Source organism: Flavobacterium sp. UBA7680, assembly GCF_002482975.1.
In the GTDB taxonomy this organism is placed as follows: domain Bacteria; phylum Bacteroidota; class Bacteroidia; order Flavobacteriales; family Flavobacteriaceae; genus Flavobacterium.
The window spans coordinates 13,942-29,442 of sequence record NZ_DLHA01000021.1 but is presented as its reverse complement, the minus strand read 5'-3'; the positions used below and the strand labels follow the sequence as shown (position 1 = coordinate 29,442).

Annotated in this window: 13 protein-coding genes and 1 pseudogene; 8 read left to right on the top strand and 6 right to left on the bottom strand. The window is 33.6% G+C overall.

The genetic code is table 11. The features are described from left to right. From B3C18_RS08315 to B3C18_RS08305, 3 genes and pseudogenes are all read right to left on the bottom strand, one after another. A pseudogene (locus tag B3C18_RS08315) lies at positions 1-77 on the bottom strand (50S ribosomal protein L13); the annotation flags it as partial. Positions 78-269: 192 nt separating this feature from the next. Continuing rightward, positions 270-1,082, bottom strand: coding sequence for a ferritin-like domain-containing protein (locus tag B3C18_RS08310; protein WP_291145246.1), 813 nt, complete (start codon positions 1,080-1,082; stop codon positions 270-272). A 26-nt stretch (positions 1,083-1,108) separates the two neighbouring features. Continuing rightward, positions 1,109-1,855: a ferritin-like domain-containing protein gene (locus tag B3C18_RS08305; RefSeq protein ID WP_053472629.1), complete on the bottom strand. Its 747-nt coding sequence runs from the start codon at positions 1,853-1,855 to the stop codon at positions 1,109-1,111. Between the two features lie 192 nt (positions 1,856-2,047). Here B3C18_RS08305 and B3C18_RS08300 point away from each other — a divergent pair, with 192 nt between their 5' ends. Continuing rightward, positions 2,048-3,073, top strand: a complete 1,026-nt coding sequence (locus tag B3C18_RS08300; protein ID WP_180856367.1) for a LacI family DNA-binding transcriptional regulator — start codon at positions 2,048-2,050, stop codon at positions 3,071-3,073. A gap of 217 nt (positions 3,074-3,290) precedes the next feature. Here the strand turns inward: B3C18_RS08300 and polA are convergent, their stop codons facing one another. Further along, positions 3,291-6,143 carry a DNA polymerase I gene (gene polA / locus B3C18_RS08295; RefSeq protein WP_291145240.1) on the bottom strand — a complete coding sequence of 951 codons (2,853 nt, stop codon included), beginning with the start codon at positions 6,141-6,143 and terminating at the stop codon, positions 3,291-3,293. Between the two features lie 332 nt (positions 6,144-6,475). Between polA and B3C18_RS08290 the strand changes: the two genes are divergently transcribed. The 7 genes from B3C18_RS08290 (at position 6,476) to B3C18_RS08260 (ending at position 11,185) form a co-directional block, all read left to right on the top strand. Further along, positions 6,476-6,673: a hypothetical protein gene (locus B3C18_RS08290; RefSeq protein WP_291145237.1), complete on the top strand. Its 198-nt coding sequence runs from the start codon at positions 6,476-6,478 to the stop codon at positions 6,671-6,673. Between the two features lie 51 nt (positions 6,674-6,724). Then, positions 6,725-6,907 carry a hypothetical protein gene (locus B3C18_RS08285; RefSeq protein ID WP_073483120.1) on the top strand — a complete coding sequence of 61 codons (183 nt, stop codon included), beginning with the start codon at positions 6,725-6,727 and terminating at the stop codon, positions 6,905-6,907. Between the two features lie 187 nt (positions 6,908-7,094). Next, complete coding sequence (locus tag B3C18_RS08280) at positions 7,095-7,769, top strand: response regulator transcription factor (protein WP_053474400.1); 675 nt, start codon at positions 7,095-7,097, stop codon at positions 7,767-7,769. 10 nt (positions 7,770-7,779) lie between these two features. After that, entirely contained in the window at positions 7,780-9,117 is a 1,338-nt protein-coding gene (locus B3C18_RS08275; RefSeq protein WP_291145230.1) for a sensor histidine kinase, read from the top strand. Positions 9,118-9,219: 102 nt separating this feature from the next. Then, the gene (locus B3C18_RS08270; protein ID WP_291145227.1) at positions 9,220-9,402 is read left to right on the top strand and encodes a hypothetical protein; all 183 of its coding nucleotides are present in this window, start codon (positions 9,220-9,222) and stop codon (positions 9,400-9,402) included. 173 nt (positions 9,403-9,575) lie between these two features. Then, positions 9,576-10,811: a metallophosphoesterase gene (locus B3C18_RS08265; protein WP_291145224.1), complete on the top strand. Its 1,236-nt coding sequence runs from the start codon at positions 9,576-9,578 to the stop codon at positions 10,809-10,811. Between the two features lie 71 nt (positions 10,812-10,882). Then, positions 10,883-11,185 carry a thioredoxin family protein gene (locus tag B3C18_RS08260; RefSeq protein ID WP_053474396.1) on the top strand — a complete coding sequence of 101 codons (303 nt, stop codon included), beginning with the start codon at positions 10,883-10,885 and terminating at the stop codon, positions 11,183-11,185. A gap of 32 nt (positions 11,186-11,217) precedes the next feature. Here the strand turns inward: B3C18_RS08260 and B3C18_RS08255 are convergent, their stop codons facing one another. Continuing rightward, complete coding sequence (locus B3C18_RS08255) at positions 11,218-11,856, bottom strand: polysaccharide deacetylase family protein (protein WP_053474395.1); 639 nt, start codon at positions 11,854-11,856, stop codon at positions 11,218-11,220. 95 nt (positions 11,857-11,951) lie between these two features. After that, on the bottom strand, positions 11,952-15,233 hold the full coding sequence (locus B3C18_RS08250) for a DUF2723 domain-containing protein (protein WP_291145218.1): 3,282 nt from the start codon (positions 15,231-15,233) through the stop codon (positions 11,952-11,954). Positions 15,234-15,501: the final 268 nt, after the last annotated feature.

Genomic DNA, 15,501 nt, shown 5'->3' with positions numbered 1-15,501 from the left:
TCTGCATCAACAACAATCCACTCTTTAGTTACAGTGGCTTTGCTAGCTGAAATTGTCTTGTAGCTTAATGCGTCCATAATATTATTTTAATTAAACATTCCATCCCCAATAAAGGGGATGCAAAAGTACAATTAATTATTTTAAAACCAAATACCTGAAAAGAATATTTTATATCCTGAAAATCAGGCTTTCAGTTTTTATTTTTAAAACCATAAAAAAACCGCCCTCACAATAACGCGAGGGCGGTTCAAAATTAACCTTATTTTTAACTAAACAATAAATATATTAGCGATATCGACAACTTGTTGTGTCGTTAACGGTTCATCATAAGCTTCTGATCCTGCGGCAGCACCAAACGCGGCGGCTGTATTGAAGCCTGCTTGCATTGTTACTCCTTCACCATCATAAACGGCCTGCGTTGCTGCCGGCATTCCCGCACCTCTTTCAGCATTAGAGATCCAGCCTTTTAAACCTCGCAGTCTTCTAACTTCAGAAGCATGTCTGGCCTCAACTGAGTGGATTTGTAATGCTGCTGTCAGTAAATCTGGTGTAGATATTAAGTTAGCCGCCTGACCTTTATAGGCTCTTACGCCTGTATCTTCAAAAGCTTGGGCCAATGCCAGAAAGGTTGGATAGTCTCCAAAAGGATCAAATGCTCCGCCTACAGTAAAGTCAAAAGTAGGCTTTGGAACAAAATTAGCACTCATTGTTCCGCCAAGTCCAGCAATTAAAAACGAAACGTGATCTGCTTCGTGTGCAGCGATTTGCTGAAAAACTTTTAAATCGCGTCCGCCATTTTCAGAAGCCGGAATAACTCCAGAGTCTAAAGCCATGGCGTAAAATTCATTTTCTAGATATTCCAGAGTCAAGGCAAACTGTAAAGCTCCAATTGGTGTAGCCGGAGTTGCCGTTATGTCTTGTGCAAAAGCTTTATTTGTAAAAGCAGCTAATCCAAAAGGAATTGATGCCATTGCCAGGTTTTTTCCGATATTCCCAAACTGCGTAAAACTGTCTCTTCTAGAGCCAGTGCTTTTCATTAAGCTGTCATCAGTAAAGGATTCTATAAATTTTAAAATATTCATAATTTCTAATTTTTAGCTAGTTAAGATTAAGGTAAATAGTTTGCCGTGAATTTTGTGGTAATAAATCCGGCAGCAACTGGTAGGATTTTTGACGGATCTTTTGCAACGTCTAATCCGGTTGAAGTGCTTATAATATCATCTCCAGCAAAATCTTTTGAATTCGGGTTGATTAAACTTCTAATCGCCGAAGCATGTCTGGCTTCTACAGAAACAATTTTTCCGGCTAATAATAAATAATCAGGGCTTTTAATAAGTCTGCCCGCTCCATTATAAGCAGCAACACCAGTATCTTCAAGTGCTTTTGCGGTAGCTAAAACTTCGGTACGGCTATTAAAATTTAAAGCACCATAACTAAAGGCTAAAGAAGGAAGTAATTGAGAACCAGGATCTGGAAGCGCTCCGGTTAAAGCGGCTTTAAAAAAATCTCTGTGCACTACTTCGTGATGGTAAAGATCTGTTAGAACCTGACGTTCAGTGTCATTAAATACAGTATTAAAGTTAGAGGCATTTACCACTTTAGTATAAAAATCGGCTTCTAACTGCTCTAAGGCGTAAGCATAAGTTAGAACACCAAAGTCTCCTGAACCTAAATCAAAAACACCATTTTTGACTCCAGGTAAGGAATTATCCTCCATATTGTCATCATTATCATTGTCGCTGCAACCAGCTAAAACCAAACCTGCGGTAACTAATGTTAATCCACTGAGCTTCAGAAAGCTCCTTCTGCTATCCAGGGAAGGGTTGACTTCCTGAATTTTAACTTCATTTTTCATAATAGGCTTTTATTAAGTTAATAACATTGTATTAAGATTATTAACGAAATTTTTAGAGATGCGGTTTCAGAAATTTCTTCTTTTTTAGAATTATTTCGAATAGATACTATTATTTCAAATAGTGGTAGGGGTTTTTTGTTTTATTTTCGGTAATTCTACTATATTTGTATTAATTACATAAACTTTTATTAGATGAAAGCTAAAGCAACTCTAAAACAAATTGCGAAGGAACTAGGTGTTTCTGTGTCAACAGTGTCTAAAGCACTAAACGACAGCCCGGAAATAAGTGAGCAGACGAAGGTGAAGATTAAGGAGTATGCCAAACTCAAAAATTATAAACCGAATGTTATTGGTCTGAATTTGAAGAACCGTAAAACCAAAACAATTGGTGTAATTATACCTAATATATTAAATTCCTTTTTTGCAAAGGTTTTTAGCGGAATCGAAAAGGTTGCCGATAAAAAAGGATATAATGTAATTACGTGTATTTCGAACGAATCTTTAGAGAAAGAAATTCATACGCTTGAAATGTTAAGCAACGGAACTATCGACGGATTTATTCTTTCGGTTTCTGAAGAAGCACAAAAGCTACAAGATTACAATCACTTTTCGGCTATTATTAATGACGGAACTCCAATTGTAATGTTTGATAGAATTGCTGATGAAGTAGAATGTGATAAAGTTGTAGTAGATGATTTTGACTCTGCTTTAAATTCGACGCAGCATTTAATTAATTTAGGCTGTAAAAATATCGCCTTAATTTCTTCTGTAGATAATTTAAGTGTTGGAAAATTAAGAGCCGATGGATATTTAAAAGCTTTAAAAGACAATAATATTCCGGTAAACGAAAAAATTATTCTTCGTACCGATTCTGAAGATGATATGAAAGCTAAGATTGATGCCATTTTTGACAATAAAGTTGATGCGATTTTTGCTTTAGATGAAAATGATTCGGTTGCGGCTTTAAGAGTTAGTTTGAAAAAAGGTTTTAAAGTTCCGGAAGATATTTCGATAATTGGTTTTGCCGATGGAATTTTAGCTTCAAGACGTTTGTCTCCAAGTTTAACAACAGTAAGCCAGCACGGAATTGAAATTGGTGAAGTGGCCGCCAAAAAACTAATCGAAAGACTGGAAGAACCAGAAGGTGAAACTTCTGATTACGAAACGATCATCATTAAAACTAAGTTGAAAGAAAGAGAGTCTACGAGAAAGGCTTAATTGTAAAAATATAATTCATAAAAAAAGGACTGTTCGAAAGAACAGTCCTTTTTTTATATATAATTTGTGTGTCATTGCGAGGAACGAAGCAACCTCACTAAAATGAGACACAAAGCTTGATCTAGCAAATGAGATTGCTTCGTTCCTCGCAAAGACAATATTGTGCAGGTTCTTGATTCATAAATCTAAAATCTACAATCAAAAATCTAAAATGGCATTAATGCGCTTCTAACCAATCTTTACCTAAACCAAGTTCAACTTCTAAAGGAACTGCCATTTTAAAAGCATTTTCCATTTCATGTTTAATCATTGGCTGGATTTTTTCTAATTCGTCGTTGTGCACATCAAACACAAGCTCATCATGAACCTGTAGCAACATTCTGGATTTCCAGTTTTCGTCTTGTAATTTTTTGTGAATGTTAATCATGGCAATTTTAATCACATCGGCAGCACTTCCCTGAATTGGTGCATTTACAGCATTTCGTTCAGCAGCACTTCTCACAACGGCATTCGCAGAATTAATATCTTTTAAATAACGACGACGACCTAAAATAGTTTGTACATAACCATTTTCACGCGCAAAATCAACCTGATCCTGCATGTATGATTTTAATCTCGGATATGTTTTGTAATAAGCATCAATTAAAGCAGCACTTTCACCGCGAGATAATGAAGTCTGATTGCTTAATCCGAAAGCAGAAACACCATATATAATTCCGAAGTTTACCGTTTTTGCATTACTTCTTTGTTCGCGTGAAACTTCTTCAAGTGCTACATCAAAAACTTTTGCTGCGGTTGCTCGGTGAATATCTTCTCCGTTTTGGAAAGCCGCAATCATATTTTCTTCACCACTTAAAGCAGCGATAATTCGTAATTCAATTTGCGAGTAATCGGCAGATATTAAAGTATGGTTTTCATCGCGCGCCACAAAAGCTTTACGAATCTGACGTCCTCTTTCAGTACGAATCGGAATGTTTTGCAAGTTCGGGTTATTAGAACTCAAACGACCTGTAGCTGCAACAGTCTGCATATAATCGGTATGAACACGTAATGTCTTTTTATCAACTTGTTCCGGCAAAGCCAAAATATAAGTACTTTGAAGTTTAACCATTTGACGCCAGTCCAAAATTTGTTTTACAATAGGATTGTCGTTTGCTAAATAAGTCAAAACTTCTTCTCCGGTTGCATATTGACCCGTTTTGGTTTTCTTTTGCTTTGCTCCGCCAATTTTAAGTTTATCAAATAAGATATCTCCTAATTGTTTTGGAGAAGCAAGATTAAATTTCTCGCCCGCAGTTTCATATATCTGTTCTTCTAAAGATTTGATTTCAATCTCCATCTCTCCAGACATTTGTTTTAAGAAATCAACATCCAGGCGAATTCCTTCTGTTTCCATTGCAGCTAAAACACTTACTAACGGAATCTCGATTTCATCAAAAAGCTTTTTAGTTTCTGTATTGTCTAATTCTGTTGTAAAAATTTCTTTTAATTGTAAAGTAACATCGGCATCTTCTGCGGCATATTCTTTAATATCTTCTAAAGGAACATCGCGCATCGAAAGCTGATTTTTTCCTTTTTTGCCAATTAAAGTTTCAATAGATTTTGGTGAATATTTTAAATACGTTTCGGACAAAATATCCATGTTATGACGCATATCCGGATTGATCAAATAATGCGCAATCATGGTATCAAAAAGTTTTCCTTTTACAGTAACGCCGTAATTAGCAAGAATTTTTAAATCGTATTTTAAGTTTTGTCCAATTTTTTCGATGTTTTCATTTTCAAAAAACGGAACAAATTTGTCTACTAAAACTTTTGCTTCTTCCTGACTTTCCGGAAACGGAACGTAAAATGCTTTTCCTTTTTCGTAAGAGAAAGACATTCCCACAAGTTCTGCATGCAAAGCATCAATTCCGGTTGTTTCGGTATCAAAACAAACCGAAGTCTGTTTTTGTAAATTTTGTAAAAGCATTTTAATACCTAAATCGCCTTGAATGGTTTGGTAAAAATGCTCTGTATTTTCTAAAGTATTATAAAATGAATTTCTCGCCGCTTCGGCACTTTCATCAAGAGTAGTACCGCCTCCGCCAAAAAGATCAAATTGGTCTTTGTTCTTTGGCTGTGGTTTTTTATATAATTTAGGATCAGCTGCCGGAGCACTATTTGCTAATTCATTTCCGCCTCCCACTTTAAACAAATTATCAAACTGTTCGGCCATTCTTCTAAATTCTAATTCCTGAAAAATAGCATCTGTTTTTTCGATATCCGGACGTGAAAGTTCGTAGTCATCTTCATTAAAAACAACATCGCAGTCGCAGATAATCGTTGCCAGTTTTTTAGACAAAATACCTTTATCTTTATTCGCTTCGATATTCTCTTTCATTTTTCCTTTTAGTAAATGTGTATTGTCTAAAAGGTTTTCCATTGTACCAAATTCTTTTAGGAATTTTTTAGCGGTAACTTCACCAACTCCAGGCAATCCCGGAATATTATCTACGGCGTCGCCCATCATTCCAAGAAAATCAATTACTTGTTCCGGTCTTTCGATTTCAAATTTTGCCAAAACTTCAGGAATTCCCCAAATTTCGATTCCGTTACCCATACGGGCAGGTTTGTACATGAAAATATTTTCAGAAACCAATTGCGCGAAATCCTTATCCGGCGTTACCATAAACACCTTATAATTTTGTTTTTCGGCTTGTTTGGCAATTGTTCCAATTAAGTCATCGGCTTCACAGCCTTCGATTTCAATAATCGGAATATGCATGGCTCTTAATAATTCCTGAATATACGGAACTGCAATTTTAATCGCCTCAGGCGTTGCATCACGATTGGCTTTATATTCTACGAACATTTCTGTTCTTACATGACTTCCGCCTTTGTCAAAAGCAACGGCCAAATGATCTGGTTTTTCTCTTTTAATAACATCTAAAAGCGAGTTCATAAAACCCATAATTGCAGATGTGTCCATTCCTTTTGAGTTTATTCTCGGGTTTTTTATAAAGGCATAATAACCACGAAAAATTAATGCATAAGCATCTAGAAGAAAAAGGCGTTTTTGAGTTGACATATAAAAAATATTAGTCTGTAAAAATAAACAATTGGGTTCTCAAAAATTAGACTAACGAGATTTTTTTTCCACCATATAAGTTATATAAGTTCATTTTAGTAGAGAGGCATCCGTAGAGGCGCACTGCAGTGCGTCTACGCATTTTAATATATAACGATTAGTTGCGTCCTGTATATTAAATGAACTTATATAACTTATATGGTTCAAAAACCCACAAAGCGTTAATGTCAAGTTAATTTTTTTTATTCAGGGATTTCTTCATTTTGTCTTCATGTTATGGGGGTAATTTTGATCTGTAAAATAAAAGGTAATTAATTTAAATCTTAGAAATCATGAGAAATTTATTGATGTTATTAACAGCAGTTTTAGGAACAAGTGCAATGGTTCATGCGTTTCCTGCAAAAGATGGTAAAACAGTTCCTGCAAAAGAAGTAAAAGCAACAAAACACCCAAAAAGCAAAACTGATAAAAAAACAAAATCAGTAAAAACTGAAGCTCCAAAAGCAGAAACAGCAAAAGCGAAAAAATAAGCAAAAAAATAATTTAGAATAAAAGGTTAGTTAATTTAAAAAATAAAAGTTATGAAAAAATTAATGTTATTAGCGGTAGCGGTTTTAGGAACAACTGCAATGGTAAATGCTCAAACAACTCCAGCTCAGGCAGCGCCTGCAAAAGAAGTTAAAGCTACAAAACACCATCATAAAGGAAACAAAAAGGCAAAAGCTGAAGCTCCAAAAGAAGAAGCTGCAACCGTGAAAAAATAAGAATTACTCTCGTTTTGTTTTCGAAGCATTGTAACGGAGGCAAAACAGGAATAATGATTATGATGAATGCGATTGAAGAAAGCTGATAAAGAAATTTGTCAGCTTTTTTTATTCGTTAATTTTTTAATAACGCGTAACTGGACTTTTGATAATTGATTAATTTTAGTTGCGTTTAAATGCCTTTTTTATGAATGTTTTAATTGTTGAAGATAATAAGGAACTTGCTGTAGAGGTTTATGACTTTTTGTGCAATGCGGGTTATATTTGTAAAATAGCCAATAACTGCGCCGATGCTCTCGAAGAATTTGCAAGCAATGATTATGATGCGATGCTGCTTGATCTTGGTTTGCCGGACGGAGATGGCTTTGAGGTTTTGCAAACCATTCGAAAAACAAAATCAAAAATTGCGGTTATTGTGCTTACGGCGCGTGGAGAATTGGATGACAGGATCAATGGGCTTCATCTTGGTGCCGATGATTATTTGACCAAACCTTTTGCATTGACCGAATTAGCAGCAAGATTATTTGCTGTAATTCGCAGGATTCACGGTTTTACTTTAAACAATTTAAGTATTCACGGATTTTTACTGCAACTTCAGGATTATAAAGTGAGTTTTAATGATGTGCCTTTGAGTTTGACCAAAAAAGAATTTGATATTTTTCAATATTTGGTTTTGAATAAGAATAGAGTAATTACAAGACTGCAATTAACAGAGCATATTTGGGGCGATATTTTGGAGGTAAACTCCGATTCTAATTTTATAGACGTACACGTTCGTAACCTTCGAAAAAAATTAGACAAACATACTTCAATCGATTGGTTTGAAACCGTTCGAAACGTTGGTTACCGTATTAATGAATAAATAGATTTTTGTGAAGATAAAACATCAATTGGCCATTTTTAATGCACTAACAAGATTGTTGGTGATTTTGGTTTTATGGCTCATGCTTCCTATTTTGGTCGAAAATGTAGTTTACAGACACATTAATAATGGATTAATTGAAAAGAAAAAGAAATTTATTGATCATTTAAATCAGCAGGAAATTAATGATTTTATCGAAAATGAAGATGATTCGACCGAAACCTATTCGCAATTTTCTACACTTCACAGCGAATTTTTGGTTCTTTCCAGAGTTCCTATAAAACCACATCAAAAGAAAACTTCTTTCAGTAATGAATACCGAATTATTGAAGGTGAAGAAAATGAATACCGAATTCTACAGCATCATTTTAGTTATCAAAATGAGGAATATCAACTCGAAATTGGGAGCAGTTTAAGCGAAGTAAAAGATCTTACCTTTATTATAAAGCTTTTTATAATAATCGTTTTAGTTATTATTCTTTTGGTTACTTTTTTGGCAGATACTTTTTATATCGAATATTTGCTAAAGCCTTTTTATAAAATTATTGATACTAAAATAAGGCGGGTCAATGAGCCGGAGGTTTTTGATCATACACCAATAAAGGCTAAATCAAGAGATTTTAGAGAATTAGATTTGGTTTTAAACCAAATGATGAATCGTATTGCGGAGCTTTTCAAAAAAGAAAAACAGTTCATTTCTAATGTTTCGCACGAGCTTTTAACTCCAATTGCTTTATTGAAAAACAAACTGGAGAATTTATTACAAAATGATTCTTTAGATGATAATGCGGTGGATAAAATCGCAGGTTCATTGAAAACGCTCGATATGCTGAAAAAGATCATCAATAATTTACTGCTCATTTCCCGAATCGAAAACAATCAATATGCAGCCAACGAAAATATCAGTTTTCAGGAAATAATAAAGGATTTGCAGGAAGATCTGCAGGATCGTATTGATGATAAAGGAATTGAGTTCGTCAATAAAATGGAGCATGATTTTTCTTTTAGAGGAAACAAAACTTTGATTCATATTTTGATTTATAATTTAGTGACGAATGCCATAAAGTATAATAAGCCGGACGGAAGTATTATTGTTTCTGATGGTTTTATGCAAAATCAATATTTTATTTCCATTACAGATTTTGGTATTGGTTTGAGTGAATCTCAAATCGAAAATATCTTCAACCGATTTGCCAGAGTAAGTTCAGATCAGGAAGGGCAGGGGTTAGGCCTTGCTATTGCTAAGAGTATTGCTGTTTTTCATCATATAGAAATTAAAGTTAATTCTCTTATAAACGAAGGAACAACTTTTACTTTGTTGTTTCCAGAGACGCAAAAACACAATTAAAAGTTAATTTTTTCAGATTGGTTCAATCTTCATTTTGTCTTCATTTTCTGATTATATCTTTGAGCTATAAATAAAGAAATAGTAATCATTAAATCTTGAATCATGAAAAAATTAATTTTATTAGCGGTAGCAGTTTTAGGAACAACTGCAATGGTAAATGCTCAAACAACTCAAGTAAAAGAAACTCCGGCAAAAGAAGCAAAAGCTGCTAAAAAAGAGAAAAAAGCTGATAAAAAAGCTAAAAAAGCAGAAGCTAAGCCAGAAGCGGCAAAAGCTCAAAAATAATGCGATAAAGGTTTATTGAATAAACTTTGTTGTAGACTAAAGGTTTTAAATAATTTGGCTGCAAAAGCTGATAGAGAAATCTATCGGCTTTTGCTATTATTTGAGTTAAATTTTTGATAATAAAAAGCGATAGAATATTCATTCTTTGTTACTTTGCTTAAAACTGTAAATAAATGATCCTTCGTTTTGTAATTCTATGTGCTCTTTTTCTATTTATTGAGTTCTATTCGTATCAAGCCTTTCGTACTTTAATCAAATTAAGATGGGTTTTGGTCAGCTATCAGGTTATAAGCCTGCTTATTCTAATATTTATTATCTATTCATTTTCTCAGGTTGATCGTTCAGTAGGACAGACTCGACAGTTTATGTTTACTACAGGCTTAATGCTTTTGGTTTATGTGCCAAAAATTGTTCTTACCTTAGTAATGTTTGGAGAAGATATTCTTAGAATTGGAGCAAGTATCTTAAATTATTTTATTTATAATACACCTCGTAAGGAAATGATGCCGGACAGACGAAAGTTTGTAAGCCAAATTGCTTTAGGATTGGCAGCAATTCCGTTTTTATCTTTGATTTACGGAATTTTTGAAGGGAAATATAATTTTAAAGTAATTAAACAGACAATCTTTTTTCCAGATCTTCCAGATGAATTTGATGGTTTTAAAATAACGCAGATTTCCGATGTTCACAGCGGAAGTTTTGATAATCCTGAGAAAATTAATTATGCAATTGATTTAATTAATGAACAGGAATCAGACATGATTTTGTTTACAGGAGATATCGTAAATACGCATGCAAAAGAAATGCATCCGTGGTTGGAAACTTTTAGCAGAATTAAAGATTATAAATACGGAAAATATGCTGTTTTAGGAAATCATGATTACGGAGAATACGTGACTTGGCCTTCTGAAAAAGAAAAAGATGAGAACTTTGCAGAAATCAAAAATCTTTACGGCAAAATAGGTTTTGATTTGATGCTGAATGAAAATAAATACATTCAAAAAGGGGCAGATAAAATTGCTTTAGTTGGTGTTGAAAACTGGGGACAGAATTTTAAAAAAGCTGGAGATTTGAAGAAAGCTTCGCAAGGGCTTCACGAAACTGATTTTAAAGTTTTAATGAGTCATGATCCAAGTCATTGGGAATATGAAGTAAAAAAAGACCCTAAAAACTTTCATCTAACTTTATCTGGTCATACACACGGAATGCAGTTTGGAATTGAAATTCCGGGATATTTTAAATGGAGTCTGGCGCAATACATTTATAAACAATGGGCAGGACTTTATGAAGAAGCCGGAAGATATGTTTATGTGAACCGCGGATTTGGTTTTCATGCTTATCCTGGACGAGTTGGAATTATGCCTGAAATCACGGTTATTGAACTAAAAAAAGGTAAGAATGTGGCTTAATTCGTTAAAAATGCTACATTTGTATTAATTATATCTTTTTAATAGATTAAAAGAATTAAATTTTTGGTTTTATGTCAAAATTTGGAGAACTTATAAATGCTCAGGTTCCAGTGTTAATTGACTTCTACACAGATTGGAACGAATCATCAGTATTGATGCATCCGGTAATAAAGGATGTTGCGGCTGCGCTTGGAGACAAAGCGAAGGTAATTAAAATTGATGTTGATAAAAATCAGGAACTGGCCGAAGCATTACGAATTAAAGGACTTCCGACTTTAATGATTTACAAAGAAGGACAAATGATCTGGAGACAATCTGGAGAACTTGATGCCAATACTCTTATCGGAATTGTTCAGGATCAATTCGACGTATAAAAACTTCAGAAATAAGATACTATTCTGAATTTCTAATGAATAATATCAAACTTATATCCATTCTCTTTTAAAAAATGCAGCGTTTTTGGTAAAGCAAATTTTAAATTTGGCGACGCTTTTATGCTGTCATGAAACACAATTACACTTCCTGATTTTACATTTTTAGTAACATTTTCGAGGCATTTTTCAGGAGTTATACTTTGGTCGAAATCGGCACTTAAAACATCCCACATTATTATTTTATAGCCAAGTTTGCGTAAAATCTTTGATTGCGCTTTTTTAATTTTTCCGTAAGGCGGGCGAAATATTAAATTGTTTGGTTTTATTTCTTCTTCTAAAATCTTAGCGCAGTTATTTACATTTTCGATATACTCATTCGTATGTATTTTCCAGCCGTTTACGTGGTTCATTGTATGGTTTCCAATACAATGCCCATCTGTGATTAATTTTTCGAATAAAGATAAATTGGCTTTAATATTTTTTCCAATACAGAAGAAAGTAGCTTTGGCATCAAACTTTTTAAGTTCAGATAAAACCCAGTCTGTAATCTCTGGGGTTGGGCCGTCATCAAACGTTAAGTATATTTTCTTTTCGTTGTTTGGAATATCCCAACAATATTTAGAAAACACCTTTTTAATAAATGAATTAGTTTTTACCCAATAAAAGCTCATTTTGATTTTATTTATATCTACGTAAAAATAAAAAATGCAGCGCTTTTTATCAAGAAGCACTGCATTTTTTTAATCAATATATTTTTCGTATATTATTATTCTTTTTCGCGTCCAAAACGTTCAAAAACATTTACATACGTATTAAATACTGTTTTATGTTTTTCGTAGAAAGCTTTATCCTTATTTTCTCTCATAACATGAAGTAAACTTCTATAACGCTCAATATCTGTAATAATATCCATTGCCAGATCCGTTTGGTCAGTTGGAGGCAGCGTAGCGTAATAGTTTAGATTTTCTTTGTATTTATTTACCAGTTTATCTAATAAATCATGTGCTTTAGCTGTTTCTCCTACTTTATAATATCCGCCTGCAAATGGCTCAACTAAAGAATAATAACCAAATTTATCCAATGGCATTTTTGTCATTGCTAAATTGATTACGTTTTTAGCTTTGTCTATTTTACCTTCAGCAATAAGTTCATCTACTAAACGAGATAAGTTAGTACGGTATGTAATACTGTTTCTTCTGGTTTCAGGATCATGATAGATTTTTTCGCTTTCGCTGTTACCCCAGTCCCATTTCATTACGATATCGTACATTTTATCGGCATCAATTTGTCCCATATCCATAGGTCCGCCATCTTTAGAAGGCACATTTCTAATAGGAACTAATTTATAAACCATACCGTCTAATTGCAGATAGTCTTTTAACCATAAATAATCTTCATCATCAAAAGCACCTCCACTAAAATAAATTGGACGTTTCCAGTTGTTATTAGCTAGGATATCCAGCATCATTAACCTGTTTTTGTAAAGCGCGCTTCCTTTAATGTCAATATCCATATAAGGAACAATTGAATCATTAAATCTAGGATTTACAACTTTATTTTTTATAATGATGTTTTTGTCAACATTCACTCTAATTTTATTTGTTGGATAAAAGTGAATTGTCTGCCCGTTTTGTAAACCTATAGTTGATTTCGGATTTTTAATAAAATCAAGGAAATCTTTAATGTTCCAGCGTGTTTCAATTTTCGGAATATGAGCTACATAATCTAACTTATCCCCAACATATTGATCATGCGTAAATGATATCGGTAAAGGATCAGATTCATATGATTTTGCTTTCATTTGATCAATATACCAATCTGTCATGAAAAGACTTGTATTTACAATCTTAACATCGGTTCTAAAATGCTCAATTTCCTGAGCATACCAAAGCGGGAATGTATCGTTGTCTCCAATGGTAAACAAAATGGCATCCTTATCACACGAACTTAAATACGCTTTTGCCATTGCAACAGCAGTATATCTGTTTGATCTGTCGTGATCATCCCAGTTTTGAGAAGCCATTAAAACCGGCGCTGCCAATAAACTTACTGCAATAATAGCTGGCCCGGCAATTTTTGGAGCAATATATTTCTGAATACTTTCGTATAAAGAATAAACCCCAAAGCCAATCCAGATGGCAAAGACATAGAAAGATCCAACCAGTGCATAATCTCTTTCACGAGGCTCAAAAGGTCTTTCGTTCAAATAAATTTTTAAAGCAATTCCGGTAAATAAGAATAAGGCTAAAAGCACATAAAAACTTTTAAGGTCTTTATTAGCATGATACATTATTCCAATTAATCCTAAAATGAAAGGAAGGAAATAGTAAACATTACGTCCTTTGTTGTTTAAAACATCAGATGGTAATTTATCCTGAGAACCCAAATGAACAGAGTCCAGCGCTTTGATTCCGCTAATCCAGTTTCCATCTAAGTTGTCGTATTTCCCCTGAACATCACTTTGACGTCCAACAAAATTCCACATTAAATATCTCCAGTACATATATCCAAATTGGTATTCGAACATAAAACTGAAATTATCACCAGTAGTTGGTTTTTCGATTATAAGATATTCTCCGTAGCTTTTTAGGAATTTAACATAGCCTTCGTTGTCAATTTGTTTTTGAGCATACGCATTTCTGAATTCAGAAATTGTTTTTTCTACTTCATTGCGAAGTTGGGCTATTGCTTTATTGTATTCCTCTTCTGTTAATTGGCTTGGATCAATTCCATATTTTCCTAAATCATCTTCGAAATCATGGTTTGGATCGATTCGGAATTTAGGCGGATTTGTAAAGCTGATATAGTTTTGAATGTGTCCGGTTTCGGTACTCCACATTCTTGGCAGAATCGTTTTTTGATTATCGTCACTGTTTTGTTCTGCGTTTTTATAATTGTTGGTAATAACATACTTACCAGTTTTATAATCTCTTTCGTAGTTAGGTTTTTTGTCTAAATATGGAGTGTTAGCATCAAGCCCAGAGAAAACCTCAGTATATTGAGGGCCATAAAACAATGGATTTACACCATATTGCTCACGGTTGTAATATGCTAAAACCTCCGCAGCATCAGATGGTTTGTTTTCATTGATTACAGTATTGGCATTTGCACGAACAGGAAGCATGATCCAGGTAGAAAAACCAATTAATATAAATAAGATACAAAGGATAATAGTGTTGTAAAAAATCAATCCTTTTTGTTTGGTAAATTTTAATCCAAAATAGAAGAAAGCGATTAAAAGTAAAACCACGAAAATAGTTCCGGAATTAAAAGGCAATCCTAAACTGTTTACCATGAAAATTTCGGTTTTACCAAAGAAAGCCATCGTTAAAGGCAAAAGTAATTTGAAGATAAACAACAAAATTCCTATTACAACTACATTAGCAATAAGGAAGTTTTTAATGGTAACTTTTTCGTAATGCTTAAAATAGTATAGGAATCCAATTGATGGAATCGTTAATAACGCCATAAAGTGAACTCCAAAAGAAAGACCAACAACCAAAGAAATGATTAATAACCATTTATTTCCTTTTGGTTTGTCCATATCTTGTTCCCAGCGTAATCCCAGCCAAAAAAGTAATGCAATTAATAAAGAAGCCATTGCATAAACTTCTGCTTCGACAGCATTAAACCAAAAACTGTCAGAGAAAGTATAGGCTAATGCTCCTACAAAAGAACTTCCTAAAATAACAATAGAATTATTTTGATCAATTTCGGCAAAACGCGCTACGATTTTCTTTAAAATCATAGAAGAAGACCAAAACATGAATAAAATTGTAAAGGCACTAGAAAAAACAGACATCATATTTACCATTACGGCTACATGCTGGGCATCAATAGCAAACATGGCAAAGAAAGCTCCCATCATCTGGAATAAAGGTGCTCCCGGCGGGTGGCCAACTTCTAGTTTAGCTGCTGTGGCAATATACTCGCCGCAATCCCAAAAGCTCATTGTAGGTTCGACAGTTAATGTGTAGGTAATTAAAGCGATTGCAAATGCAAACCAACCAATAATTGTATTCCATTTATTGAAATTGAATTGTGCCATATTTAGGTGTTAAAATTTTGTATGTTTTTCAATCCTACAAAGAAAATGTTTTTTTACGTAAAGAAACGAGCATTAACAAAAAATTCTATAATAACTATTTGTAAATATTAATGTATTGTGTATAAGGCTCTTTGGGAAAAGTGCGAGACTTTAAAATGAAAAAGAATGAAAAAAAATATTTTTTTTGACAAAAAAGTTTGCGCAAACTAAATAAAACCTTAAATTTGCACTCGCTTAACAGCACTGCTGGTCTATGGTGTAATGGTAA

Excerpts from the sequence above, each read along its gene's own strand:
- B3C18_RS08310 (WP_291145246.1), bottom strand. The coding sequence starts at position 1,082 with ATGAATATTTTAAAATTTATAGAATCCTTTACTGATGACAGCTTAATG.
- B3C18_RS08305 (WP_053472629.1), bottom strand. The coding sequence starts at position 1,855 with ATGAAAAATGAAGTTAAAATTCAGGAAGTCAACCCTTCCCTGGATAGC.
- B3C18_RS08300 (WP_180856367.1), top strand. The coding sequence starts at position 2,048 with ATGAAAGCTAAAGCAACTCTAAAACAAATTGCGAAGGAACTAGGTGTT.
- polA (WP_291145240.1), bottom strand. The coding sequence starts at position 6,143 with ATGTCAACTCAAAAACGCCTTTTTCTTCTAGATGCTTATGCATTAATT.
- B3C18_RS08290 (WP_291145237.1), top strand. The coding sequence starts at position 6,476 with ATGAGAAATTTATTGATGTTATTAACAGCAGTTTTAGGAACAAGTGCA.
- B3C18_RS08285 (WP_073483120.1), top strand. The coding sequence starts at position 6,725 with ATGAAAAAATTAATGTTATTAGCGGTAGCGGTTTTAGGAACAACTGCA.
- B3C18_RS08280 (WP_053474400.1), top strand. The coding sequence starts at position 7,095 with ATGAATGTTTTAATTGTTGAAGATAATAAGGAACTTGCTGTAGAGGTT.
- B3C18_RS08270 (WP_291145227.1), top strand. The coding sequence starts at position 9,220 with ATGAAAAAATTAATTTTATTAGCGGTAGCAGTTTTAGGAACAACTGCA.
- B3C18_RS08265 (WP_291145224.1), top strand. The coding sequence starts at position 9,576 with ATGATCCTTCGTTTTGTAATTCTATGTGCTCTTTTTCTATTTATTGAG.
- B3C18_RS08260 (WP_053474396.1), top strand. The coding sequence starts at position 10,883 with ATGTCAAAATTTGGAGAACTTATAAATGCTCAGGTTCCAGTGTTAATT.
- B3C18_RS08255 (WP_053474395.1), bottom strand. The coding sequence starts at position 11,856 with ATGAGCTTTTATTGGGTAAAAACTAATTCATTTATTAAAAAGGTGTTT.
- B3C18_RS08250 (WP_291145218.1), bottom strand. The coding sequence starts at position 15,233 with ATGGCACAATTCAATTTCAATAAATGGAATACAATTATTGGTTGGTTT.